This is a genomic window from Mycobacterium sp. 852002-51961_SCH5331710 (genome assembly GCF_001665535.1).
Lineage (GTDB): Bacteria > Actinomycetota > Actinomycetes > Mycobacteriales > Mycobacteriaceae > Mycobacterium.
Genome location: NZ_LZSQ01000056.1, coordinates 1 through 23,838, shown reverse-complemented (window position 1 = coordinate 23,838; position 23,838 = coordinate 1). Strand labels below are relative to the sequence as shown.

Annotated in this window: 22 protein-coding genes and 1 pseudogene; 5 read left to right on the top strand and 18 right to left on the bottom strand. The window is 66.4% G+C overall.

Annotated features, from left to right (window positions below):
* Positions 1 to 8: 8 nt before the first annotated feature.
* From A5752_RS09585 to A5752_RS09565, 5 genes are all read right to left on the bottom strand, one after another.
* Entirely contained in the window at positions 9 to 812 is an 804-nt protein-coding gene (locus A5752_RS09585; protein WP_067084645.1) for an acyl-CoA thioesterase, read from the bottom strand.
* Entirely contained in the window at positions 809 to 2,029 is a 1,221-nt protein-coding gene (locus A5752_RS09580) for a CoA transferase (protein WP_067084643.1), read from the bottom strand. Before A5752_RS09580 ends, A5752_RS09585 begins: the two co-directional genes overlap by 4 nt.
* Positions 2,030 to 2,062: 33 nt before the next feature.
* The gene (locus A5752_RS09575; RefSeq protein ID WP_502686708.1) at positions 2,063 to 2,803 is read right to left on the bottom strand and encodes an HAD-IIA family hydrolase; all 741 of its coding nucleotides are present in this window, start codon (positions 2,801 to 2,803) and stop codon (positions 2,063 to 2,065) included.
* 64 nt (positions 2,804 to 2,867) lie between these two features.
* Positions 2,868 to 3,209, bottom strand: a complete 342-nt coding sequence (locus tag A5752_RS09570; protein WP_067084639.1) for a heme-binding protein — start codon at positions 3,207 to 3,209, stop codon at positions 2,868 to 2,870.
* A 469-nt stretch (positions 3,210 to 3,678) separates the two neighbouring features.
* A complete protein-coding gene (locus A5752_RS09565; protein ID WP_067084638.1) occupies positions 3,679 to 4,467 on the bottom strand; it encodes a spirocyclase AveC family protein in 789 nt (262 codons plus the stop codon).
* A gap of 202 nt (positions 4,468 to 4,669) precedes the next feature.
* On the opposite strand from A5752_RS09565, the gene A5752_RS09560 reads away from it, so the two are divergent.
* Complete coding sequence (locus tag A5752_RS09560; RefSeq protein ID WP_067084636.1) at positions 4,670 to 5,326, top strand: TetR/AcrR family transcriptional regulator; 657 nt, start codon at positions 4,670 to 4,672, stop codon at positions 5,324 to 5,326.
* Here A5752_RS09560 and A5752_RS09555 read toward each other — a convergent pair.
* The 10 genes from A5752_RS09555 to A5752_RS09510 form a co-directional block, all read right to left on the bottom strand.
* Positions 5,323 to 6,201: a mycofactocin-coupled SDR family oxidoreductase gene (locus A5752_RS09555; protein ID WP_067084634.1), complete on the bottom strand. Its 879-nt coding sequence runs from the start codon at positions 6,199 to 6,201 to the stop codon at positions 5,323 to 5,325. The two genes, A5752_RS09560 and A5752_RS09555, sit on opposite strands and share 4 nt — an antisense overlap.
* A 23-nt stretch (positions 6,202 to 6,224) precedes the next feature.
* On the bottom strand, positions 6,225 to 7,493 hold the full coding sequence (locus A5752_RS09550; protein ID WP_067084633.1) for a cytochrome P450: 1,269 nt from the start codon (positions 7,491 to 7,493) through the stop codon (positions 6,225 to 6,227).
* Positions 7,490 to 8,401 (bottom strand): SDR family NAD(P)-dependent oxidoreductase, encoded by a 912-nt coding sequence (locus tag A5752_RS09545; protein WP_067084631.1) that lies wholly within the window; start codon positions 8,399 to 8,401, stop codon positions 7,490 to 7,492. Before A5752_RS09545 ends, A5752_RS09550 begins: the two co-directional genes overlap by 4 nt.
* Positions 8,398 to 9,621 (bottom strand): cytochrome P450, encoded by a 1,224-nt coding sequence (locus A5752_RS09540; protein ID WP_067084629.1) that lies wholly within the window; start codon positions 9,619 to 9,621, stop codon positions 8,398 to 8,400. Before A5752_RS09540 ends, A5752_RS09545 begins: the two co-directional genes overlap by 4 nt.
* A 9-nt stretch (positions 9,622 to 9,630) precedes the next feature.
* Positions 9,631 to 11,082 (bottom strand): aldehyde dehydrogenase family protein, encoded by a 1,452-nt coding sequence (locus A5752_RS09535; RefSeq protein WP_067084769.1) that lies wholly within the window; start codon positions 11,080 to 11,082, stop codon positions 9,631 to 9,633.
* Positions 11,083 to 11,101: 19 nt separating this feature from the next.
* Positions 11,102 to 11,989: an SDR family oxidoreductase gene (locus A5752_RS09530; protein ID WP_067084627.1), complete on the bottom strand. Its 888-nt coding sequence runs from the start codon at positions 11,987 to 11,989 to the stop codon at positions 11,102 to 11,104.
* Positions 11,982 to 13,124 (bottom strand): spirocyclase AveC family protein, encoded by a 1,143-nt coding sequence (locus tag A5752_RS09525; protein ID WP_067084623.1) that lies wholly within the window; start codon positions 13,122 to 13,124, stop codon positions 11,982 to 11,984. Before A5752_RS09525 ends, A5752_RS09530 begins: the two co-directional genes overlap by 8 nt.
* A gap of 3 nt (positions 13,125 to 13,127) precedes the next feature.
* The gene (locus A5752_RS09520; RefSeq protein ID WP_067084621.1) at positions 13,128 to 14,240 is read right to left on the bottom strand and encodes an ABC transporter substrate-binding protein; all 1,113 of its coding nucleotides are present in this window, start codon (positions 14,238 to 14,240) and stop codon (positions 13,128 to 13,130) included.
* Positions 14,241 to 14,301: 61 nt separating this feature from the next.
* Complete coding sequence (locus A5752_RS09515; protein WP_067084619.1) at positions 14,302 to 15,108, bottom strand: CbbQ/NirQ/NorQ/GpvN family protein; 807 nt, start codon at positions 15,106 to 15,108, stop codon at positions 14,302 to 14,304.
* A gap of 56 nt (positions 15,109 to 15,164) precedes the next feature.
* Positions 15,165 to 16,865 (bottom strand): nitric oxide reductase activation protein NorD, encoded by a 1,701-nt coding sequence (locus A5752_RS09510; protein WP_067084618.1) that lies wholly within the window; start codon positions 16,863 to 16,865, stop codon positions 15,165 to 15,167.
* Positions 16,866 to 16,943: 78 nt separating this feature from the next.
* Between A5752_RS09510 and A5752_RS09505 the strand changes: the two genes are divergently transcribed.
* Together A5752_RS09505 and A5752_RS09500 are read left to right on the top strand one after the other, a co-directional pair.
* Positions 16,944 to 17,873: an SDR family NAD(P)-dependent oxidoreductase gene (locus tag A5752_RS09505; RefSeq protein ID WP_067084617.1), complete on the top strand. Its 930-nt coding sequence runs from the start codon at positions 16,944 to 16,946 to the stop codon at positions 17,871 to 17,873.
* A gap of 173 nt (positions 17,874 to 18,046) precedes the next feature.
* On the top strand, positions 18,047 to 19,348 hold the full coding sequence (locus A5752_RS09500; RefSeq protein ID WP_231983368.1) for a TetR/AcrR family transcriptional regulator: 1,302 nt from the start codon (positions 18,047 to 18,049) through the stop codon (positions 19,346 to 19,348).
* Here A5752_RS09500 and A5752_RS09495 read toward each other — a convergent pair.
* The 3 genes from A5752_RS09495 to A5752_RS09485 are packed head-to-tail and all read right to left on the bottom strand — an operon-like array spanning position 19,345 to position 22,610.
* Positions 19,345 to 20,541: a cytochrome P450 gene (locus A5752_RS09495; RefSeq protein WP_067084614.1), complete on the bottom strand. Its 1,197-nt coding sequence runs from the start codon at positions 20,539 to 20,541 to the stop codon at positions 19,345 to 19,347. The genes A5752_RS09500 and A5752_RS09495 overlap by 4 nt on opposite strands.
* Positions 20,538 to 21,527 carry an LLM class flavin-dependent oxidoreductase gene (locus A5752_RS09490; protein WP_067084612.1) on the bottom strand — a complete coding sequence of 330 codons (990 nt, stop codon included), beginning with the start codon at positions 21,525 to 21,527 and terminating at the stop codon, positions 20,538 to 20,540. The genes A5752_RS09495 and A5752_RS09490 overlap by 4 nt, the downstream gene beginning before the upstream one ends.
* A 6-nt stretch (positions 21,528 to 21,533) precedes the next feature.
* Positions 21,534 to 22,610: an NAD(P)H-dependent amine dehydrogenase family protein gene (locus A5752_RS09485; RefSeq protein WP_067084611.1), complete on the bottom strand. Its 1,077-nt coding sequence runs from the start codon at positions 22,608 to 22,610 to the stop codon at positions 21,534 to 21,536.
* Between the two features lie 131 nt (positions 22,611 to 22,741).
* Between A5752_RS09485 and A5752_RS09480 the strand changes: the two genes are divergently transcribed.
* Both A5752_RS09480 and A5752_RS27465 read left to right on the top strand, forming a co-directional pair.
* Positions 22,742 to 23,728, top strand: coding sequence for an LLM class flavin-dependent oxidoreductase (locus tag A5752_RS09480; protein ID WP_067084609.1), 987 nt, complete (start codon positions 22,742 to 22,744; stop codon positions 23,726 to 23,728).
* Positions 23,725 to 23,838 (top strand): annotated as a pseudogene (locus A5752_RS27465) (dihydrodipicolinate reductase); the annotation flags it as partial. The gene A5752_RS09480 and the pseudogene A5752_RS27465, both read left to right, overlap by 4 nt.

The following is a 23,838-nucleotide window of genomic DNA, read 5'->3' as shown; positions in this document are numbered from 1 at the left end:
ACCGACGCTCAGTCCCGCTCGGCGATCAGCCCCTCCTGCGCCAGCGTCGCGGCGATGACACCGTCGGCGCGGATCAGGCTTCCTGTCACGACTCCCCTGCCCCGCGCGGCGGCGGGCGACGTCGACTCGAGCAGGTTCCACTGGTCGGCGAAAACCGGTTGATGGAACCAGATCGACGAGTCCGTGGTACCGCTGCGGTGCGTTCGCGCCCGCATCGAATGGCCGTGAACTCCAAGCGCCGGATCGATCATGTACACGTCGCACACGTAGACCGCGATCAGCGTGTGCAGCACCGGATCCTGCGGCAGGGACACGGTCGTGCGCCACCAGAAGCGACGCACGAACTCGCCGGAGGAGCTGTCGTCGAAGATCCGGATGTCGAGTTCCTCGAGCGGCATCGACGGCGCCGGTCCGGCAGGACCGGTGCGGGGCAACGTCTCCGGATCGTAGAGCGCGGGCAGTCGGTGTCCGTGCTCCGGACCACGCATCGGCACCGCGAACGACACCGTCGCCGTCGTCAGGAGCCGTTCCGCCTGCCGGGATTCGACGCGCCGCGCCGATGACGTGCGACCGTCGAACACGCGCGTAACGCCGTACGCGACTTCGTCACCCGCCTCTCCACCACGAAGGAACTGCAGGTGCAGATTGGTGGGCAGCCGGTCCCCGTCGACGGTGCGGCAGGCGGCAGCCAGGCTCTGCGCGACGAACTGCCCGCCGTAAGACCGTTTTCCGGCCGGGCCGCTCGCCGGACCCACCCAGCTGTCGGTGTCGACACCGGGCCGCAGCTCGAGCAGGTCGAGCAGTCTGCTCATTCGGCCCGTCCCGTCGCCACGGCGCCCGACGAGACCAGGCCGTCGACCTGCTGCTCGGTCAATCCCAGCCAGTCGCTCAACACGCCCACGGTGTCGTCCCCGAGCGCCGGCGAGGCGACCGCGGGCGGATACTGCCCGCCGATCGAAATCGGTAGTCCCGGCGCCAGATAGGTGCCGATCCGCGGCTGGTCGAGCGGCGTGAACAACGGGTTGGCGGTGACCTTGTCCTCGGTGGTGGCCTCGGCGAAGGTGCGGTACCGCTCCCACAGCACCGATGTACCCGACAGCGCCGCGCCGATTTCCTCGGCCGTGTGCGCGCTGAACCACTCGGCGAACAGCCCGCTCAATGCGTCACGGTGCACGAACCGCTGACCCTCGTCGGAGAAGTCGGCACCGAGTGTCTCCGCCAGCGCGGCAACTGCTTTCGCCGTGCCGGTGAGTTCGGTGAGGTCACGGAAGTGACGCCCCGTCAGCGCGACGACCATGAACGAGACCCCGTCGCTGCTGACGAAGTCCTGACCGTACTGGCCGTACACCGAGTTGCCGATGCGTTCGCGTGCGGTGCCGTTGACCATCACCTCGGTGAAGAAGCCGAGGTTGCCCGCCGTGGCCAGCGCGACGTTCTCGAGCGGAATGCTGATCCGCTGGCCCTGTCCGGTCGCGTCGCGGTGCCGCAGCGCGGTCACCACGGCCAGCGCGGTGTAGAGCCCGCATGCGACGTCCCACGCCGGCAGGACGTGGTTCACCGGGGATGCGAGTTCGGACGGACCGGTGACGAGCGGAAAACCGATGCCCGCGTTGACCGTGTAGTCGACGCCCGTGCCACCGTCGGCGCGGCCGGAGACCTCGACGTGGATCAGGTCGGGGCGCAGCTCCGACAGGGCGTCGTACGAATGCCATTCGCGCCCAGCGACGTTGGTGATCAGGACCCCGCTGCTCGCGATGAGCCGTTTGATCACGTCCTGACCCTCGCCGGAGCGCACGTCGGCCGCGACCGAACGTTTGCCCTTGTTCAGCCCGGCCCAGTAGATGCTCTCGCCGTCGTCGGTGACGGGCCACCGGCGGTAGTCGGCGGCACCGCCGATCGGATCGACCCGTGTCACCTCCGCCCCGAGCTGGGCCAGCGTCATGCCCGCCAACGGGACGGCGACGAAACTGGAGATCTCGACAATACGCACGCCGGCCAGCGGCCGCGTCGCCTCAGATGTGCTGGTCATCGGGGTCAGTGTAGGCAGCGGCCGCGCCGCGCCTCACACCAGTTCGATGGCCTCGGCGATGGACGGCAACACGCGGCTGGGCCGGAACGGGTACCGCTCGACCTCGTCGACGGTCGTCGACCCGGTCAGCACCAGGATGGTCTCCAGCCCGGCCTCGATGCCCGCGACGACGTCGGTGTCCATCCGGTCCCCCACCATGACCGTGCTCTCCGAATGCGCCTCGATTCGGTTGAGCGCGCTGCGGAACATCATCGGATTGGGCTTGCCGACGAAGTAGGGTTCGCGGCCCGTGGCCTTGGTGATCATCGCGGCGACCGACCCGGTCGCCGGCAGCGGCCCCTCCGCCGACGGCCCGGTGACGTCGGGGTTGGTGGCGATGAACCGCGAACCACCGAGGATCAACCGGATCGCCTTGGTGATCGCCTCGAAAGAGTAGGTCCGGGTTTCGCCCAGAACGACGAAGTCCGGCTCGACGTCGGTGAGGGTGTAACCGGCCTCGTGCAGCGCTGTGGTCAGACCCGCCTCTCCGATGACATAGGCCGACCCGCCCGGCAGCTGATCTGTGAGGAACGACGCAGTGGCCAGCGCGGAGGTCCAGATGGACTCCTCGGGCACGATCAGGCCCGACCGCCGTAGACGCGCCGACAGATCGCGGGGGGTGAAGATCGAGTTGTTGGTCAGAACCAGGAACGGCCGCTGCAAGTCGACGAGCCGCTGCAGGAACTCCGCGGCGCCGGGCAGCGCGTGTTCCTCGCGGACGAGCACGCCGTCCATGTCGGTGAGCCAGCACTTCGGTGTGTCGCGCACGCCTCCAGTCTGTCAGTTCCGCGCTTGATCGTTAGCCCATCGGCAGGTCGGGCATCGCGACGTCACAGCGCGCCCGGAAGTCGGATGCGGCCTGTCGGACCGCCCGCAACTCGTCGCGGACCCGCGGATTGGCGTCCAGGTACGCCTGAATCTCCTCAGTCATCTGGTCCCTCGGCTTGCCTTTCAGCCCGGTGAAGAACGCGTTCACGTCCGGGTGGGTGAACAGGTACGACGACGTGCCCGCCGAGACGCCGGACATGACGCCGGCCAGATCGGCGGCCGTGCAATTGGGCGGGTCGGCGGCGGCCGGTGCGGCACCGAAGAGGATCGCGCCGGCGAGCACACCAACACCGAAAACGTTGCGTGAGAACATTCCAAGCTCCTTGCTCGATTGGACGGAGGACAAATCGACAGTATTCAGCGCGGCCCGATACCCGGCCGTCCCGGCCGATCGATTATGGGCGGTCTCGGCGGTCTCGGCGGACTTGGGTCGACGATGACATCGAGTCCCCAATCATCGCTGCAATACCATGGGTCGGCGCAGTAGCCGGGGTAGACCGGACCGGCCTGGGGGGCACTGGGTCCACCGCCGCGGACGTCGCCCTGCGCGCACACGGTGGCAGCGCCCGCATTCGTGCATTCCGCCGATCCGACGGGGGCGACAGCGACGGCAATCGGCACCACCGATATCGACAGCGCAACCAGTAGGCAGCGATGGGTAGATCTCATGGCCGACTCCCTTTCGTAGGCGGGTGGCGAACCTCCGCACCCGGTACGCCGGCTAGCTGAATGTTCGCAGCTTACTGCGATGCGCGGATTCGTGCTCGAAATTGGCGTCGTAGTCAGCGGGGCTGGTTCGGGATCCCAGGGAACAGTTGCTCGGTCGGACCGGACGTCACGTAGCCGCCGAGCTTGGTCGCCAGGTGCGGGGCGAAGACCGCGCCGTACATCACGTGCCCCACCACGACGACGGCGGCGACCGACAGCAACGCCGATCCGAGGCGACTCGTCGACCGCTTGTCCGCCCACACCTCGATCACGTTGCGCCCCTGACCGTCGACGCGCCCCAGTAGGTAGGTGAACACCATCATCTGCAAGCCCATCGCGACCGCGTCGTAGATCGGGTACTGGAACTTGCTTCCCTCGAAGATCGCCAACCCCGGGATCACGTATCCGTAGTAGAAGACGCCGGCGCGGGGACCGAAGAAACCGTTGAACAGCAGAGCCCAGCAGAACCCGACCAGCAGACCCACGATCAGCAGGGTTTGCGGTCTGCGCCAACCGAATCGCCGGATCAGCCACCGGCCGAGCGCGGCGCCGATCACCGCGGGCAGCACGAAGTAGGCGATGTACCCGATCGGCACCGACGACGGAAGTCCGCCGCCCCACGTCATGTTCATCGGCCACCACGACGGCATGCGCGGAAGTGCCGGCGGGAATTGGGCGTACACCGCCCAGTCGTACGGCGCCTCGATCCACGAGAACGAGATCGCGGAAATCGACACCAGCAGCAGTGGATGAAGGCGGCCACGACGAATGCTCAGATACACGCCGTAGGCCAAAAACAGGAGGCCGCCGACGTAGGCGAAGGACAGGCCGACGATCAACGCCGGTGTCAGCTCGGTGCTCATCGGTCGTCCTCGGCAGCGCTCTTCTCGCCGCGCGCTTCGGGATCGAAGTACAGCACCACGCCGACGATCAAGACGAGCAGCCCGAACAGCGTTCCGAGCATGATGAGTTGGCCCATGACCACGTCCTTCCACACCGGCCCCAGCTGTAATAGTGGACACTATTACCGGCGTTGGGGTCAAGAGGCGACTATCGTCATGTGCCGTGCCGCAGCGACGTTCGTCGAAGAAGGGATCCGCCGAAGAGCCGCAGGCTTCGCGCAGGGCCCCCGGCGAGGCCCGGCGACTGCTGCTCGACGCAGCCCGGGATCTGTTCGCGCGCCGGGACTATCGCAGCACGACCACCCGGGAGATCGCCGAAGCCGCAGGCGTCACCGAGTACCTGTTGTTCCGTCACTTCGGCTCGAAGGCCGGACTGTTCCGCGAGGCGCTGGTTCTGCCCTTCACCGACTTCGTCGACGACTTCGGTAAGACGTGGCAGGCCGTCATACCCGACAAGGTCACCGAAGAGGAACTGACCCGTCAATTCGTCGGGCGTCTCTACGACGTGCTCATCGAGCACCGGGGCCTGCTGCTGACTCTCGTCGCATCGGACGGACTCACCGACGAGGAAATCGACAGCGCCGGTATAGCCGACATCAGGCGCGCGCTCACGCTGCTCGGCCAGATCAGTGCCGAAGGCATCCGGCTGCGGGGCCTTCGGTCGGATCAACCCGATCTCCCCGCGCACTCGACGGTCGCAATGATCGTCGGCATGGTGGCACTGCGTTCCACCTTCTTCGGCAGCAAGCCACCGTCACGCGAGGCGATCGTCGACGAACTCGTGCAGGCGATTCTGCACGGGTTCCTGCACCGGCCTTAGCCGCCGGGCCCGTTGGGCCACTTGAGCAGTGAGCCTGCGTCAACCCGGATGTGCTGGCCGGTGATGTAGCGGCTGTCGTCGCTGGCCAGGAACACGCCGAGGTTCGCCATGTCCTCGGGCTCGATGTACGGGATCGGCATGGCCTGAAAGAGCGAGAAAAGCGGTTCGGCATCTTCGCGTGTGGGTGTCTTGCCCTCGGCCTTCAGGTCGGGCCGGAACACGCCGTACATTCCCTCGTTCTGCAACAGGTGGGTGTTGCAGTTGGTCGGGTGGATGGCGTTGATGCGAATCATCCTCGGCGCCAGGTGAAGACACATCTCGTCGACGTACTCGATCACGATGCGTTTGCTCCAGCCGTATCCGGCGCCGCCGGGACCCATGTCCGGGCTCGTCGTGGTGCCGCGGATCATGCCCGCGGTGGATCCGGTCACGATGACCGACGCACCGTCGGGCAGGTGCGGAAGCGCCACCGCGACCGTGTTCATCACCCCGACCAGGTCGACGTCCGACGCGTCGACGAAGCCCATCGGATCGGGATTGCCCATCGCCATCGGCAATATGCCGGCGTTGGCCACCACGATGTCGATCTTCCCGAGATCGGCCACCCCCGCCTCCACCGCCTCACGAAGCTCGTGGCGCTCACGGACATCGGCCACCCGGGCGACGACGCGCCGGCCGGTCTCCTTGACCGCGCGCTCGGTTTCGGAGAGGTCTTCGGGCGTGGCAAGCGGATACGGGTTCGACGGGATGTCGCGGCAGATGTCGACCGCGATGATGTCGGCGCCCTCCTTCGCCATCGCGATCGCATGCGCGCGACCCTGACCGCGGGCGGCCCCCGTGATGAAAGCGACCTTGCCCTCGAGCTTTCCGGTCATGTGCTACTCCTTCGATTTCTGGGTCAGCCGATGGGGGTGAAGGTGATGTGCAGTTCGCTGAGCCCGCGCATGATGAATGTCGGCTCGTAGCTGAAGCGCCGGTCGTCGGGTGGGCCGTGGTGTTCGGCGGAGATCGTGATGTCGCTCATCCGGTCGAGGATCCGGTTCACCGATATCCGCCCTTCGGCGCGGGCCAGCGGAGCGCCCGGGCACGAGTGGACGCCGCGGATGAACGCGATCTGCTCGCGCACGTTCGGTCGATCCGCCCGGAAGGTATTGGGGTCGGCGAACTTACGCTCGTCACGGTTGCAGGCGCCGGGAAGCAGCATGACGGTCGTACCGGCAGGCACCTCGACTTCACCGATCTTGGTGGTGGTGCGTGCCATCCGGAAGTGCGATTTGACAGGGCTTTCCATCCGCAAGGTCTCCTCCAGGAAGGCGGGGATCTTGCCGCGGTCGTCCCGCAGTTCCTTCTCCGAGCCCGGATTGTCGGCGATGAAGCGCACCGCGGAGCTGACCAGTTTCGTCGTCGTCTCGGTGCCGGCCGCGAACAGGAACGTCGACAGGTTCATGACGTCCTCGATGTCGGGGGTCGAGCCGTCCTCGTGCTTGGCCTGGGCCAACTCGGTCAGCACGTCGGCGCGCGGTGAGCGCCGCCGGTCCTCGATGTAGGAATGGAACTTCTCGTTGAGCCACTGCAGCGGGTTGTGCGTTGTCGGCGCCTCCTTGCCGAGTTCGCCGACGGTTTCGAGCGCGAAGACCTCTTTGAACTCGTCATGGTCTTCAGCAGGTACACCGAGAAGGTCCGCGATGACCAGTAGTGAGAACGGTTTTGCGTATGCCGCAAGAAACTCGCAGCTGCCCTTCTCGAGGAAGGTGTCGAGTTGCTGATCGGCCAACCGCCACATGAAGTCCTCGTTCTCCTTGAGGCGCTTGGGCGTGATCAGCTTGTTCAGCAAGCCGCGTGTGCGGGTGTGCAACGGCGGGTCCTGCGTCGTGATGTGCTCGGCCATCGGGACGGCACCGCGGTGCTTTTCGATCAGCTCGCTGACGTCGTCGGATTCCCCGGGTCCGAAGGGCAAGCCCGAGAACGGACCGGCGACCGACACGCACGACGAGAAGGCCGGGTCCTTGTAGACGGCGAGCGCCTCGTCGTACCCGGTGACCGCAAGCACGTTGAATGGGGTGGCCTGAGCCACCGGGCATTTGGACCGCAGTTCGTCAAAATACGGATACGGGTCCGGGATCAACGTCTCGTCGGTGAAGAAGTCGAGGGCTTCAAAATCGGTCACAGGACACTCCTGGTAGCTTCGGTCACGTAGGCGTCGTCGACGGTCATGATCTCCTCGAGGTTCTCGGCGATGTCTTCGGCAGTCAGCGGCTGCTTCCAGATGCCCTGGGTGCGCACGACCGCCAGCCGCGCGACACCGCCCATCCCCGTCAGCAACACCTCGCCGTTCAACGCGCATGACTCATGGGCAAGGAAAACCGCAGCGGGAGCGCATAGTTCGGGAGGCATGCTGGCGTTGATCTCCGACATCGTCTCTTCCGACATGCCGTACAGCTCGGCCAACTGCTGGCCCTGCGATGCGGACATGCGGGTGTAGGCCCGCGGCGCGATCGCATTGACCCCGATGCCGTGAGCCGCGCCTTCGGTGGCGAGGTTGCGGGTCAACCCCCACACCGCTCCCTTGGCCGCGCCGTAGCTCGTGAGCTCCGGTATGCCGCCGAGCATGGCTTCGGAGACGGTGTTGACGATCCGGCCCGCGCCGGCCTCGGCGAGATGGGGCCATGCGGCCCGCGTGACGAAAAGCGTTCCGAAGTAATGCACATCGAGCATTCGGCGCACCCGGTCCGCCGACAGCGTCTGGAAAAGACCCGGGTCGTGAACGCCCGCGTTGTTGATCACCGCGTCGATACGTCCGAACGCCTTGTGAGCGGCATCGATGATCGACTGCGCCCCCGCCTCGTCGGCGACCGAAGCGCAGCAGGCCACCGCTCGTCCGCCGGTCTGGGTGATCTCCTCGGCCACCGCGTCGGCCGGCCGCGCGGCAGATGTGCGGCCGTCGATCTCGGCGCCGTTGTCGGCGACCACGACGGACGCCCCCTTGGCGGCAGCCAGCAACGCGTGGCCGCGGCCGATTCCGCGGCCGCCGCCGGTGACGACCACCACGCGGTCGTCGAAGCGCAGATCGGTCATGGGCTGACCGACGGGTCGAACACGATGGGCAGCGCGGTCGGAGACCGGAACACCTGGCCGCGGATGTAGGCCTCCTCGGCCCCGGGGTCGAGCCGCAGGTTGGGCAAGCGATCCAGTAGGAGATTGAGCGCGACGCGCATCTCCAACCGCGCCAAGTGCATGCCGAGGCAGACGTGCACACCGTGGCCCCACCCGATGTTGGCCTTGGATTCTCGGAAGATGTCGAATTGATCGGGGTCCGGGAAACGCTCGTCTTGCCGATTGGCCGCGCCCAACACCGGCATCACCGACGAACCCTCGGGAATGTGAACGCCGCCGAGTTCGGTGTCGCGGCTTGCGATCCGGGTAATCATGCTCAGCGGCGGCTCCCAGCGCACCGCTTCCTCTATCGCCTGCGGTATCAGTGACCGGTCGACCCGAAGGGCTTCCAGCTGTTCGGGATTGGTCAGCAGCCCGAACATCAGGTTGCCGAACGCCCGGTACGTGGTCTCCACACCGGCGGGCAAGAGCAGCCGCAGGAACGAGAAGATCTCTTCGTCCGAGAGCTGCTCGCCGTCGATCTCGGCCCCGGCGAGCCGGCTGATCAGATCGTCTCGCGGTTCCTCGCGACGCGCGGCGAGAATGGGCCTGAAGTAGTCGGCCAGCGCCGCGGACGCTTCCTTCCCGCGTTCGGGGTTGACGGTGAACGACAGCAGCGAGATGGACCACTTCTGGAACTGCGCGTAGTCGTCCTGCGGCAGGCCCAGCAACCCGGCGATGATCAGCGTGGGGTACGGGAAGTTGAATTCCTTGACCAGGTCGACGCTCCCCCGCTCGGCGAACCGGTCGATCAACGCGTTGCCGATTCTGGTGACCAACGTGTCTTCCCAACGGGCCAGGGCCTTCTGCGAGAACGCCTTGGCGACCAGACCCCGGTGCCTGCCGTGTTCAGGCTCGTCCATGCCGAGCATCACGTGCTTACCGAACACGTCCCCGAACGCCTGGATGATGATCGCCGAGGAAAACGTTTCGTTGTCCCGCAGCATCTGCTGGGCCTCTTCATAGCGGTAGACCATGACGATCGGCTTGCCCTCTTGCCCAGGGATTCCGGGGATCTCGATCTTCTGGACGGGCTCCTCGCGACGCAACCTGGCCAGCTCGGTGTAGGGGTCGCGCACGTCGCCCGACACGAAGTCGTCGAACTCGCCGAAGTCCTCGAGGTCCTCGAACAACAATTGCATGGCTTCCTCCTAGGAACCGGCCGGATAGGCGACGGACTTGATCTCGGTGTACTGGTCGAACCCGGCGACACCGTTCTGGCGACCGATTCCGCTGGCCTTGTAACCGCCGAACGGCGTGTCGGCTCCGTAGCCCGCAGTGCCGTTCAACCCGATGAACCCGGCACGAAGCCGTCGTGCCACCGACAGTGCGCGGTCCAGCGTTCCCGCCATCACGTTGCCCGCCAGCCCGTACGGGCTGTCGTTGGCGATGCGCACCGCGTCGTCCTCGTCGTCGAAGGGGATCACCGAGAGCACGGGCCCAAAGATCTCCTCCTGCGCAATGGTCATGGAGTTGTCGACGTTGACGAACAGAGTGGGCTTGACGAAGTAGCCCTTGTCCATGCCGTCGGGCGCTTCGGCTCCACCGACCAGCAGGGTCGCGCCCTCCTCGACGCCCTTGTCGATGTATCCGCGGATGCGGCTGCGCTGTTTGTCGGAGATGACCGGTCCGCACAGAGTGGCCGGATCCTGCGGATCGCCGGGTGTGACACCTTCGTAGATGCCCTTGAGGATTTCGACGCCTTCGTCGTAACGCGACCGCGGCAGCAGCAGCCGGGTGGGGTTGGCGCACCCCTGGCCCGCGTGCATGCAGGGCGCGATGCCCATCATGCAGCCCACCGCGAAGTCCGCGTCCTCCAGCACAATGGTGGCCGACTTGCCGCCGAGTTCGAGGAACAGCCGCTTCATCGTCGCGGCGCCCTTCTCCATGATGCGGCGTCCGACGACGGTGGATCCGGTGAACGAGATGAGATCCACCTTCGGCGAGAGGGTGAGTTCTTCGCCGACGAAGTGGTCCGATGCGGTGACAACGTTCACGACACCCGGTGGGATGTCGGTGTTCTCGGCGATCAGCCGGCCGAGCCGCGTCGCGTTGTAGGGGGTGTTGGGTGCCGGCTTGAGCACGACGGTGTTACCGGTGCCGAGGGCCTGTCCTATCTTCTGGATGGTGACCTCGAACGGGAAGTTCCAGGGCACGATCGCACCGACGACGCCGACGGGCTCACGCCAGACCTTCCGTGTGGTGTTGACTCCGGTGACCGATACGAGCGCGTCGCCCAACGAAGTCTCCCAGGGATATTCGTCGATCAGCCGGGCGGGGTACCGCAAGGCGTCGGCGAGCGGGGCATCGAGTTGGGGGCCGTGCGTGATGGCGCGCGGGCAGCCCACCTCGAGGATGAGCTCCTCACGCAACTCTTCTTGTTCGGACTCGAGTGCCTCCTGCAACTGCAACAGACATCTCTGGCGGAACGCATGATTCGTCGACCAGTCGGTCTCGTCGAAGGCGCGGCGCGCCGCATCGATCGCGCGGTGCATATCGTCCTTCGAGGCGTCGGCCACCTCGCCGAGCACCTCTTCGGTCGCCGGGTTGACGTTGGCGAAGGTGCCCGCCTCACCATCGACGAGTTTGCCGTCGACCATCATCTTGGTCTCGAACCGGACGTCAGCCATGGTCTCTGCTTCCTCGTAGTGCGCCGAACCGCGGGATGCCCATCATCAGCCGGATCATCTGGTGCAACCCGGCGGAGGGAACTACGCGGTTGGCGATCAACAACATTCGGGCATCAGGGCCTACCGGTCGCTTCACGAACGGCTTCGAGCTCTGCAGGGCCTTGGCCAAGCCCGTCGCGAACTTCTCGGGCGACCTCGCGGCCATGCGCATCGCGGCCCGGCCACGTTTGTCCATCGTGCTGTGATGCTCGGCGTACGGACCGTCGAGATCGCGGCAGTCGGTGGTTCCCGCGTCGGTGATGATCTCGGTGTCGTAGGTTCCGGTGACGAGGATCGTGACACCGATGCCGAACGGGGCGACCTCTGCGGCCATCGACTCACCCCAGCGTTCCAATGCCCCTTTGACCGCCGAATACGGTGCCGTGGCGGGCATTCCGCGCACGCCACCCTGACTCGACACCAGCACGATGCGGCCGCGCCCGGCGTCCCGCATGGCCGGCAGCAGCGCCTTGGTCAGCGCGACAGGGCCGAAGATGTTGGTGGCGAACATCCGCTCCCACAGGCTTATCGGTGTCTCCTCGACCATCCCGGCCGCCGAGATCCCGGCGTTGTGCACCACCGCATACGGTGCGCCGACCGCCTCCACGATCGACTTCGCTGCCGCCTCGATCGACGCGGTGTCGGTCAGATCGAGGGTGACGCCGATCAGGTTCGGATCGTCAGGCGCCGCGCCCGTGGCCTCGCGTAGCCGCTGCATGCCGGCGTCGACGGAACGCATGGCCGCGACGACCCGCCAGCCCTGCCGGTACAGATGGGTGGCCGACGCCAGTCCGAGCCCACGCGAGGCGCCGGTGATGACTACGGTTCGCCCTCTATCCATTCGACTCTTCCGGCGCACATCGATCACTCTTGGCGCCCAGTTCCACATTGGGTCGTCCGTCGGGCTGACCGCTCATCCAGGTCGACATGATGCCGACGGAATACGGGCCGGGTTGTCCATTCTCCTCGTAGAAACCCTGCGGATCATAGATTTTCACTTCTGGATACGGCCAGGGGCAGGCCACCGAGGTGGAGATCTTGGTGGCTTTGACGATCGCGAACAAACCGCCGTAGCAGAGGTAGGCGATGTTGATGATCACGAACATCACGACGAAGGTGCCCAGTCGCGGCCTGGAGGCGAAAATCCTGGCCCGCTGAGCGAGCTTCTCGGCGACGGACTTGCCGGTGTCGTCGCGGTAGAGCAGCACTCCGGCGGGGATCATCACGAAGGTCACCGCCACGACTTCCCAGATCAGGGGGAACTGGTGCGGCTCTCCGTTGAAGATCGACGCCCACGGCGGCACCTGCGAGTAGATGTACATACCGGTGCGCACCAGGGTGATCTCCAGCGCCGCATCCACCACCACCCCGATCGGGAAGATGATGGCGGCCAGGCTGATCAGCGGGTGACGCCACACGAACGAGTCAACCGAGCTGCGCGCCTGCAGTTTTCGCAGAATCCAGATTGCCGGGAAGTAGGGCCCGAGATAGAACATCACGTAGCCGAGAACCACGAAGGGTTCGACCGTCGGCGACAGGGACACCAGCGGCCAGTCCTCGGGCAGGTGTGCCAGTTCCGGGTTGTAGACCGCGAACGGCGACCAGTTCATGATGGGGTCTTGCCACACGATCAACGAGGTCACCAGCGCCATCAACAACGTCGGATTGTGCGGGTTACGCCGCCAATGGACCACCCACAGGGTGACAATGACGACCATCGTGATGACGGTGAAGGTCTCGAGGATCACCACCCAGGTCGACGGGCTCCACCCGAACAGCGCTTCGACCGGCCGCGGCGCGCCCTCGACGTCGGGGTTGGCGATTCGCGGAGACCCCGGTCCCTTTCGCGTGTTGATCCCGAAGAACACCGCAACGGCCAGGAGCGCGGCGATCGAGATGGTCGGTCCGAGCCACGCGCGCTTCGGTGGTTCGGCGGCCTGCGGCGCGAGGTCGGCCTTCGGCGCTTCAGTGGTCATCGGTTACTCCTCACCGAATCGGTCGACGAGATGCGAGTTGACGCCGTCGGCGTCGAGCTTTCGGGCCACCAGGTAGCCGGCGCCCATCCAGGCCCGGCGCGTCCAGTTGCCGAACGACACGCGGGTGCCCGGGGCACCGGCGGCCGCGGGCATCATCTTGACGCGCTCCAGCGCCTCTTTGACTCCCCGCGGGCTCAGCGGATGAGCATCGGCACAGGCACGTAGCAGCGCCGATGCCACATCGCAATTGACAACGGGCACACAGTATTCCGGTCGACGGCCGAACTTCTCCTGGTACTTGTCGAGGAACCTCTGGCCGACCGGATTGCCCTCGTCGTACTGGTCGACACCCGTCCACCCCATGAATGCGTTCCACATGATCGGGTTGATCCACGCGTTCTGGAAGGCGGTGCTGGTGAAGCGAGGCGGGTCCCATTCGAGCGCTTCGAGCGCCGGGTTGACGAACACGATGCCGAATCCGAAACCGGCGTGCACGACGGCCTGCGCCTTGGCTTCGTACAGGGTGCGCACGGCCTCCGAGACGTCTTGCGCCGTCTGCGCGATCGCCGCTTCGGCGACGATGCGTATCCCCTTGCGCCGACAAGCGTTCCGGAAGTTCTTCACGTAAGTCTCACCGACGAGCGACTGCTCCATGAGAACGCCGACCTCATGGTGTCCGCCCTTGGCCAGCAGGTCCGCCCAGAAGATCGGCTCGTCGGTCAGCGAGCCCTGCGGGAACGAAAACGTCCACTCCCCCAGCCACGCGTCGCTGCCGGTGACGCTCAGCGCGGGCACTCGAAAACGCTCCTCGATGGCCTCGCGGGTCGGCACGCAGTTGTCGGTGATGTGCGGGCCGAACACCGCGAGACACCCCCCGTCGACGAGCTCGCCGTACGCGTCGATCACGGCCTTGACCGAACCCTTCGGGAGGCCTTCGACCTCTTTGTAGATGATCTCGATGGGTCGATCGATCACGCCGTCCTCGACAGCCTCGGCGAAGATCAGCTCGAAGGGGTTGGACAGGTCTTCCTTCATCTCCTGCGGGTACAGGTCGGGCAGCTTGAAGTCCATGAGGTACCCGAACTTGATTGGTTCCGCGGTGCTCTCGTAGGACATGCCACCTCCGTCGTTGGAAACCTAAGATTTGTTCAGACAGTAATCACGGTCATGATCAGCGTCAATCGTCCGGCCGCGAGTCGGCGAGGTACGCGTCGATCATTTCGAGCAATCCGCGGGTCACGGTCGCGTCGTCGGTGAGCGGACCCGCGATGGCGGCCCGTGCGGCGTCTCGCGGGGTCAGTCCCTCGGCGATCAGTCGGCCCGCAGCGATCAGGACACGCGTCGAGGCGACCTCGCGGAGTCCGCCTGTCTCCAGCCGCCGGATCGCATGGCCGAGCCGGACGAGTTCGGCGGCGCGGTCGTGGTCGATGGCCGCTTCGCTGGCGACGATCTTCTCCTCGACATCGGCTGTCGGGAAGCCGAATTCAATCGCGACCATCCGCTGTCGGGTGGAGTCCTTCAGATCCTTCAGCACGCTCTGATAGCCGGGGTTGTAGGAGACGACCAGGCAGAATCCCGGCGCCGCGTCCAGGGTGACCCCGAGCCGTTCGATCGGCAGCTGCCTGCGATGGTCGGCCAGCGGGTGCAACACCACGGTGGTGTCCTGGCGGGCCTCCACGATCTCGTCGAGATAGCAGATCGCCCCCTCGCGGACCGCACGGGTGAGGGGGCCGTCGACCCATTCGGTGTCACCGCCGCGCAGAAGGAACCGGCCGACGAGGTCGGCGGTGGTCAGGTCGTCGTGACAGGCGACGGTGATCAGCGGTCGGTCCAGATCGTGTGCCATCGCCTCGACGAACCGTGTCTTACCGCACCCCGTCGGACCCTTCAACGCGACCGACAGGCCCTGTTTGTAGGCGGCCTTGAACACCTGTTCCTCGTTCGCGACGGGCACGTAGTAGGGGCGCGGCGGCTTCACCTGCATGGCTTCCCTTCGGTATGCCTGGTTGTAGGGACCCTAGCGCGGAACAGATGTTTGGTTCAAGGTCTGGGCGGTGTTGGGATACGCCGACGCAGGTCGGCCGTCCGCAGGGCCGAGCGGAACAGCGGTCCGATCACGCCGGCCAACTGTGCGGGCTTCGGGATCGACGCGTGCGCGGCGCTGCCGAACACCCTGGCCAACTCGCCGGAATCGGTGGCCGCACCAATCGTCAGGCACAGGCAGCCGATCCCCTCGCGACGCGCCTCGCCCAGTGCCTTTCGGACGTCGGCCGCACCGTACAACCGTTCGTAGCCGTGGTCATAGGCCAGACCGTCGGAGAGCACGACCATGAGACGGCGTGACGTGCCGGCCTTCTCCGTCATCACCGCGGCCCCGTGGCGGATCGCCGCGCCCAGCCGGGAGTAGGCGCCGGCGGTGAGGCTGCCAAGCCGCCGCATGACCATCGCGTCGAGATGATCGTCGAAGCGCTTGACCGGCATCAGATTTACCGCCGAACGGCCTTGTGACTGAAATGCGTACAGCGCCACCCGGTCCCCGAGTTCGTGGAGTGCGACGGTCAGCGCCGCCGCGGCCGCGCGCTGCTGCTCGTGCACGGTCTGCCCGAAAGTGCCCGCTTCCCCGGCCGATCCGGAGATGTCCAGCAGGACGAGCACCGCCAAGTCACGCCGCCTGCGCAGGCTGTCCACATACACGGCCTCGTCGGGTGTGGAACCCGCCAGGGTTTCCGCGCGCGCCTCGACTGCCGCGTCGACGTCGATGTCGTCCCCCTGGGTCTGCCGGTGGGATCGGTCCAGGCCGATACCGAGCCGGGTGAGGGGACGCCGCAACGCGTGAACATCCGGGCGTGAGAGCGCGTGCCCCTTCTCGATCGGCGGATCGATCTCGAGCACCGTGCACCAGTCCGGTCGGTAGCAGCGCCGTTGAAAGTCCCACTCGGGGTATGTGCGGCCCTCGTTCCCGGAAGCCTCCCAGCCGTCGGCGTCCAGCGCTTGAGCCGCCCTCGAGGTCACCGCACCTGCTCCGCGGAAACCCTTGCGCGAGCGATGTGTTGGCGTGTCGGCACCCGGTGTACCGCCGCCTGAGAGTTTGCGCACGCTCTTCGTCATGCCCCTGAGGAGCTTGCCGAGTGCGCCGCCCCCGCCGACGGGGCTCGAGAAGGGATCGATCACGTCGTCGCCGTCTGCGGCCTCATCATCGTCATCGAGCTCGGCAAGTTCCCTGTTCGAATCGCGGCGCGGTGCGTGGCCGCCGGCAGGTTCCACATGCGCGGCCGCGGCGCGCGCCGCCAACAGCTTCTGTGCTTTGATCACGCCAAAGCCCTCGGGCGGCTCGCCGATGTCGCGGTTCTCTACCGCCACCCTCAGCGAGCCGAGCGCCGAATCCGCGCGCGCCGCAAGATCACAGTCGAGGAGCGACCGGACGCGCGACGGCAGCAGGTCCTCGTTCTGCGACAGCGCGCGCTGGCCCTCCACCGCGAGGTATCGCCGCGCCAATGCCGGGCGTCTGACGAGTTTGCGCACCACGTCGGGGTTCAGTCCCCCACTGGCCAGCAGCGACGCCTGCACCGTGACCGACTCGAGTTGGCGGGGCGCTCCCGCGGACGGGTCGACGAACACCGTGATGCCGTCGGTCCATGCCGCTTCACCGGGGGTCGCCGGTGCGACCGCGATCGTGCGGCCGGCCAGCGCCGAGGCCAGCAGCACCAGCCGCTTTGGATCGTCGGCGCCCTCGCTCGTCATCGAGCCCTTTCCGCGTTGACCAAATATCTGTTCCAACGTAAAGTCCGGCGGCACCGCCGTCAATCACCGGGAGGGACGATGATCGACTTCACCGACCAGGTCGCCGTGGTGACCGGGGCAGGCCGCGGCCTCGGCCGCGTCTACGCGCTCGAGTTGGCAAGGCGCGGTGCCTCGGTGGTCGTCAACGACCTCGGCGGCACCATGCACGGTGCGGGCGAGGACAGTGCGGTTGCGGACCAGGTGGTCGAGGAGATCACCGCAGCCGGCGGCACCGCCGTCGCGTCGTACGACTCGGTGGACAGCCCGACCGGTGGTGAGGCGATCGTGCGGACCGCCGTAGACGCATTCGGTCGGCTCGACGCGGTCATCAGCAACGCGGGCATCTTCGACTCCATCCCCTTCGACGAACTGACACAGGACGATTGGCGACGGATGTTGTCCGTTCATCTGGACGGCGCGTTCTATCTGTCGCAGCCCGCTTACCGCGTGATGAAGGCGCAGGGTTACGGCCGATTCGTGTTCATCGCCTCGTCGGCCGGAATGTTCGGCCAGCATCTGGAGGCGCACTACGCGGCGGCCAAGGCGGGCATAGTCGGCCTGACCAACGTCATCGCCCTAGAGGGCGAACCGCACGGCATTCGCGCCAACACCGTGCTCCCCTTCGGGCTGTCGCGCATGGTCACCGAAACGCTGGGCGATCCGAAACTGCTCGAGGACAACGGTTTCTTCGCCGCGATCCGGCCCGAACTCGTCGCCCCGATCGTGGTGTATCTGGCCAGTCGGGCATGCGAGTTCAGCCACCAGAACTTCTCGGCCTGCGCGGGCCGGTTCGCCAGGGTCTTCATCGGTTTGAGCGAGGGTTGGCTCGCGCCGCGCGAAGGCGATGTGACGGCCGACGACGTCGCCGCACATCTCGATGAGGTGGCGGCCGTCGAACCATTCACCGTTCCTGGCGCAATCTATGACGAGGTCTTCGCGGTGACTCAGCGCCTCGGTGTCACCGGCTGATCGTCGCCGACTAACGCCGGCTGTCCCACTGACCGAGCGGCCGCGTCACAAGCGCTTTCACATCGAGCGACACCGTGCCGTGTCGCAGTTCTGGTAGCGTTAACCAAACTTTGGGTCGGATCGACCAAACAGGTGGACAGGAGCCTGGCCTTGGAGGTGCTGTGGGGCCTCGCGTGACGCCGAAGACGGACCTCGCGAAGCAGGCAGGCCATTCCTACGACGACGGCACTCGGCGGACCGAGATCCTGCAGACGGCGGCGTCGTTGATCGCCACGTCCGGGCTGCGGACGTCGCTTCAGGAGATCGCGGACGCCGCCGGCATCCTGCCGGGCAGCCTCTACCACCACTTCGAATCCAAGGAAGCCATCCTCGTCGAGTTGCTGCGCCGGTACCACGAAGACCTCGACCGCATCGCGGAGCAGGCCCTCGCCCGGCTTGACGATCCCGCACCGCTGTCGGCGTTCGACCGGATCGTGGAGTTGGGCGCGGCCATCGCCCAGTGCGCGGTGACCCACAGCGCCGCACTACAGATGACATTCTACGAAGCCCCGACATCGAACCCGGAACTCGCCGCGCTGGCCCAACAACGCCCAGCGAGGATCCTCGAAGCGATGGTTCAGACGCTGCGCGCAGCTCGCTGGAGCGGCTATCTGCGTCCCGACGTCGATCTCCCGATCCTTGCCGACCGGATCGTCCAGGCGATGCGGCAGGTCGGCCTCGACGTCATCCGGCACACCGCAGGCGCAGACAAGGTCGCGGCCACGTTGTGCCGAATCCTGCTCGAGGGCCTGGCGACCGTTCCTCCCAGCGACGCCGAACTCGATCGTTCCGCGGCGTTCATCGCTGCCGACGACGCGGTGAAGTCATGGATCGCAGACGAACAGAACGCACCCGACGACAAGGCCTCCCACGTACGCGCGGTTGCACGCGCGGAGTTCGGGCGAAAAGGCTACGAAGTCACCACGATCCGCGATATCGCCGCGGCCGCGGGTCTGGGCACCGGAACCGTGTACCGCTTGATCGGCTCGAAAGAGGAGCTGTTGGCTTCGATCATGCAGTCGTTCGGCGAGAAGGTCGCGGAGGTGGGATGGACCAGCGTGCTGCAGTCCGACTCGTCGGCCGTCGAGAAGCTCGACGCGCTGAGCTGGATCCACACCAATGCACTCGCCCACTTCGGCGACGAGTTCCGGATTCAGCTGGCGTGGATGCGACAATCGCCACCCGACACCCCGAACATCGCATGGCTGTTCACCAAACGTGTCCGGCAGATGAAATCCCTTATCACCGAGGGCATTCGCTCCGGCGAGATCTCGATCGAAGGCCCCTCGAACGAGACGCTCGCTCGCGTCGTGATCGGGGTGTCGTGGATCCCGGAAAACCTGCTGCACGACCTCGGCCCCCGTGCCTCGCAGATCCACGTGCGAGACACGCTGTTGCGCGGCGTCACCGCACGCAAGTCCGACGAGGGACGCTAACCGACGGTGACCGGCAGCCTGCCCCAGCCCCGCACACTCGACGTGTGAGCCATGGCGGCGTCGGTGTAGTCGACGTCCCACTCGGGCCAGCGCCGCAGCATCTCCTCCAGCGCGACCCGCGCCTGCATGCGGGCCAGCGACGAGCCCAGGCAGAAGTGCAACCCCTGCCCGAATGACAGGTGCGAGCCGCCGCGGTGGATGTCGAAGCTCTCCCCGTCGGGATAGCGCCGCTCGTCCCTGTTGGCAGAACCGTTGAGCAGCAACATCACCGAGCCCTCGGCAATCGTCTGCCCATAGCACTCGGTCTCGCGGGCGACATATCGGCCCTGAACCGGCGAGGGCGCCTGGTAACGCAGCACCTCTTCGATCGCCCTGGGGATCAGCGAGTAATCGTCGACCAGTTCCCGGCGCTGATCGGGATGCTCGGCAAGCATCTGGGCGATGAATCCGATCAGCCTGGTGGTCGTCTCGTTGCCCGCGCCGGCGATCATGCTCGTGTACGTCAGCACCTCGATGCGCGACAGCGGCCGAAGCCGACCCTCGTCCTCGACCTCGGCGTTGAGTAACTGCGTCATCAGGTCGTCGGACGGATGCTCCGCCCGCCATTCGATGTAGTCGGCGAACAGTTGGTAGGCGTTCTCGAACGTGGCTGCCGAGACCGCCTGAAAACTACCCTCCTTCAAGCCTATGGACGCGTCGGTGTTGTCGCGGATCTGCTGCTGCCCCTGCTCCGGGATGCCCAGCAGGTAACCGATGGTCCGCATCGGGATCAGCGCTCCGAAGTCGCCGATCACGTCGAAACGGGAAGCCCCTGCCAGCGAGTCGAGCGCACGCACGCAGAACTGGCGCACCAGATCTTCGATGGCCTCCATCCGGCGCGGGGTGAAGACCTTCGACAGCACTCGTCGGTGGATGTCGTGGAGGGGCGGATCTTCGAACAGGATCACCCCCGGCGGCACGTCGACGCCACTCATGATGACATCCATCGTCGTGCCCTTACCCGAACGGTAAGTGTCCCAGTCGTGTAATCCCTGTGCGACGTCGTCATAGCGGCTCAGGGCGTAGAAGTTGTACTTCTCGTTGTAATACAGTGGCGCCTCGTCGCGCATTCGCTTCCAGATCGGGTACGGATCGTCGTCGATGTCGAAATCGAACGGGTCGTAGTACAGGTCGACGGTGCCGATGTCGGTCATGCATTGCTCCCTCTTGTCGTCGTCAGGTTCGTGACCAGCTCGCCGGCGCGCCTCAGATACGGCCACGCGATCTCAGGTGGGATACCGCCGCACAGCGGCGACAGGTTGAGAAGTCCGCCACCGCGGACGATTTCGGTCGCCTCGGCGGTGTCGATGATTCGGTGCGAGGTGTAGGCGGTGCGCAGTTCCGCGACATCGCGCGCCGCCGAGATCCCCGCGGATGCGCGGTTCCCGGGGTTCCACTGCGCATACATCCTGGCGTCGTGCAGCAGGTACATGCCGAGTTCCTCCCACGCGTCGTCGACGTCGTCGGCGACGAACGTGACCGTGGGCGTGTCGGGCGGCGGCAACAGCATCCCGCCGGGCTCGTGCCCGTGCTCTCGCGAGGCGGCCTCGTATGCCTCCCGCATGCCGGGCACGCAGCCGTTGGCGAGAAGCCCGAGACCGTACCGGCCGGCGCGGCGCGCCGCCGCGACGCTCGCGCCGCCCCACATCATCATCGGACCGCCGGGTGTGCACGGCGGTGGTGACACCGTGATGCGGCGGTCGCCGTGGACGACGGGCAGGCCGGTCAACAGTGTCCTCAGCAGGGCGAGGTTCTCGTCGGCCAGCGTGCCGCGGTGGGAGAGCTCGAGCCCGAAATGCTCGAATTCCTCAGGCCGGTAACCCAACCCGAACACGTACGACGTTCGACCGCGGCTGAGGATGTCGAGCACAGCAATGTCTTCCGCCAGCCGCACGGGATCGTAGAACGGCAGGATCACCACCACGTTGAGCATCAACCGGTCGGTGCGGGCCGCGATCGCCGATGCCAAGATCAGCGGCGCGGGCAGATACCCGTCCTCGGATCCGTGGTGCTCGCACAAGATCGCCGCCACACAACCGTGTTGCTCGGCCCACGCCGACATGTCGATCGCGGCCGCGTACAGGTCTGTGGTCGACGCGCCGAAGCTCGGTGCGCGCATGTCGAAGCGTATCGAGAACACCGGTGATCACCCGAAAGCGTGCCGGGGCAACGTGTTCGGCAGATCCAGTGAGCTCAGCAGGCCAGCGGGGGCCTCCACGACATACGGGATCGCGTTGACCACGCGCATCGCGGTGGCCGCCATCGCGGCATGCCCCGCCCCGTGGCCTTCGGCGGCGCCGACGTTCATCGCGCAGTGGATGTCGGGATCACCGTCGATGTCGACGCGATAGGTCGCAGCGAACTCCGACGACAGCCAGTCCGGCGCGACGTCGCGTGCCATCCGGATGATGTGCTGGACGACAATGGCTTCTCGGCCGTTGACCACGCCCGCGGCGCGGGTGCTCACCGCACCACACGTCCCCGCCTCGATCGTGCCGAACGCCACCTCGATGTCGCGGTCCGTGACGCGGCGGTCGAGGGTGCCACGGACCTCCTCCACCTCCACGCCCAGACCGGCGGCCATCAGATGAATCGGTGCCCGCCAGGCCATTTCGATGAAGCCGGGCGTCTTCAGGAGCGGTTCGAAATCCAGGGGGCGACCGAAGCCCATGCCGTTCATCATCACGTCGGCCACCGGGTAGTGGTCGTTGAGCGCGACCTCGGTGACGGTCAGACACCGGATTTGCTTCGATTGCGTGGCGAGCACCAGCGCGAGCTGGTCGGAGCCGAACCCGGGAAAGATTCCGGAGGCGTAGAAGGACGCACTCCCCTTCTTCGCCGCCTGTTCCATCTGGTCGCGCCATTCGGGCGAGTAGTAGGCGGGTGGATAGATCAGCGTCGTCGACGATGTCGACACGACGTTGATCCCGGCTTCGAGGAGCCTCAGGTAGTCGGGCACGGCCCCCGCGTCGCGTTCGGGCCCGCTCGCGGCGTAGACCACGCAGTCCGGTTGCAGTGCGATCAACGCCTCGGCGTCATTGGTGGCCGCCAGCCCGATCGGATCACCACCGGCCAGCTCCCCGGCGTCCTTGCCGATCTTTCCCTCGGAGTGCACCCACACCCCGACGAGGTCCAGGTCGGGTCGCTGGGAGATCGCGCGGATAGCGATGGAGCCGATTCCGCCGGTCGACCAGACCGCTACTCGGTGTTTGCCTCCGGTCATCGATCCTCCTCGGGGAGCCCGGTGTGGCGACAGAGCCAGCGCTGAGAATAGCATCCACTATTAATGGAAACCAGAACAAAAATTAGGTTAGAGTCGGTCGTCGTGAATACTCCGGCCTTGTTGCGGCGCTGATGTTCACGCTCCGATTCGACATGCGGGCGCCCGCCAAGGGAGCGCCTACGGCCGAGCTGTACGCGGCCGCGGTGCAGATGTGCGAGTGGGCCGAGACGCGCGGCGCGGTCGTCGCCGTGCTCTCCGAGCACCACGGCACCGAGGACGGGCACCTGCCTGCGCCGCACCTCCTGGCATCGGCGATCGCCGCGCGAACCTCCCGGCTCGCGATCATGCTGGCCGCCGTGCCGATCACCTTCTGGGAACCGGTGCGGCTCGCGGAGAACATCTCCGTCCTCGACATCATCAGCCGTGGCCGCGTCTCCTACGCGTTCGGAATCGGCCACCGGACCGAGGAATACGAGCACTTCGGTGTGGACATGCGCCGTCGCGGCGCCGCGGCCGACGCGTCGCTGGCATTGTTGCTGCGGCTGTTGACCGGGGAGCCGGTCGACGTCGACGGGCGGCGCGTTCACGTCACGCCGCCTCCCGCGTCGCCGGGCGGGCCGTACATGCTGATCGCCGGGGGCAGCAAGGCCGCCGCCCGACGCGCCGCGCGTTACGGTCTCGGGTTCATCTCGCAGGTCGCTTCCGACGAACTGAAGGAATTCTACGAAACCGAATGCCGCAACAACGGATTCGAGCCGGGCCTCATGCAGTTCCCCGTCGAGCGTGCCCCGACGGCTGTCTTCGTCGCCGACGATGTGGACGCGGCTTGGCGGGAGTTGGGGCCGTATCTGCTGCACGACGCGATGATGGCCGCGTCCTACCGCCACGGCGACGACTCCGTGGCGAGCATTTCGACGGCGCGGAGCGTGTCCGAACTGCGCGAGGCCGACGGGCCCTACCGCATCTTCCCGCGCGAGGAGGCCGCTGCGTACGTCCGAGGCGGCAGACCGCTGCCGCTGCTTCCGCTTTGCGGTGGCCTGCCGCCCAAGCTTGCCTGGCCCTATCTCGAGCGCGCCGCATCGATAAGCGCATCAACCGCAGCGACGGAGGAATCGTGACAACACCGCTGAGAACCGTTGTGTGGTCGACGGGCGGCGTCGGGTCGATCGTCATCGAAGCGATCCGGAGCAGGCCCGACCTCGAACTCGTTGGGGTGTGGGTGCACTCC

Coding starts and splice junctions, on each gene's coding strand:
- A5752_RS09555 (WP_067084634.1), bottom strand. CDS start 6,201: ATGACCGGAAAGCTCGAGGGCAAGGTCGCTTTCATCACGGGGGCCGCC.
- A5752_RS09520 (WP_067084621.1), bottom strand. CDS start 14,240: ATGTCCTACGAGAGCACCGCGGAACCAATCAAGTTCGGGTACCTCATG.
- A5752_RS09570 (WP_067084639.1), bottom strand. CDS start 3,209: ATGTTCTCACGCAACGTTTTCGGTGTTGGTGTGCTCGCCGGCGCGATC.
- A5752_RS09485 (WP_067084611.1), bottom strand. CDS start 22,610: ATGACCGGAGGCAAACACCGAGTAGCGGTCTGGTCGACCGGCGGAATC.
- A5752_RS09535 (WP_067084769.1), bottom strand. CDS start 11,082: ATGATGGTCGACGGCAAACTCGTCGATGGTGAGGCGGGCACCTTCGCC.
- A5752_RS09540 (WP_067084629.1), bottom strand. CDS start 9,621: ATGCAATTGTTGTTCGAGGACCTCGAGGACTTCGGCGAGTTCGACGAC.
- A5752_RS09575 (WP_502686708.1), bottom strand. CDS start 2,803: ATGGACGGCGTGCTCGTCCGCGAGGAACACGCGCTGCCCGGCGCCGCG.
- A5752_RS09495 (WP_067084614.1), bottom strand. CDS start 20,541: ATGACCGACATCGGCACCGTCGACCTGTACTACGACCCGTTCGATTTC.
- A5752_RS09530 (WP_067084627.1), bottom strand. CDS start 11,989: ATGGATAGAGGGCGAACCGTAGTCATCACCGGCGCCTCGCGTGGGCTC.
- A5752_RS09515 (WP_067084619.1), bottom strand. CDS start 15,108: ATGCAGGTGAAGCCGCCGCGCCCCTACTACGTGCCCGTCGCGAACGAG.
- A5752_RS09585 (WP_067084645.1), bottom strand. CDS start 812: ATGAGCAGACTGCTCGACCTGCTCGAGCTGCGGCCCGGTGTCGACACC.
- A5752_RS09525 (WP_067084623.1), bottom strand. CDS start 13,124: ATGACCACTGAAGCGCCGAAGGCCGACCTCGCGCCGCAGGCCGCCGAA.
- A5752_RS09510 (WP_067084618.1), bottom strand. CDS start 16,865: ATGACGAGCGAGGGCGCCGACGATCCAAAGCGGCTGGTGCTGCTGGCC.
- A5752_RS09480 (WP_067084609.1), top strand. CDS start 22,742: ATGTTCACGCTCCGATTCGACATGCGGGCGCCCGCCAAGGGAGCGCCT.
- A5752_RS09565 (WP_067084638.1), bottom strand. CDS start 4,467: ATGAGCACCGAGCTGACACCGGCGTTGATCGTCGGCCTGTCCTTCGCC.
- A5752_RS09580 (WP_067084643.1), bottom strand. CDS start 2,029: ATGACCAGCACATCTGAGGCGACGCGGCCGCTGGCCGGCGTGCGTATT.
- A5752_RS09545 (WP_067084631.1), bottom strand. CDS start 8,401: ATGACCGATCTGCGCTTCGACGACCGCGTGGTGGTCGTCACCGGCGGC.
- A5752_RS09505 (WP_067084617.1), top strand. CDS start 16,944: ATGATCGACTTCACCGACCAGGTCGCCGTGGTGACCGGGGCAGGCCGC.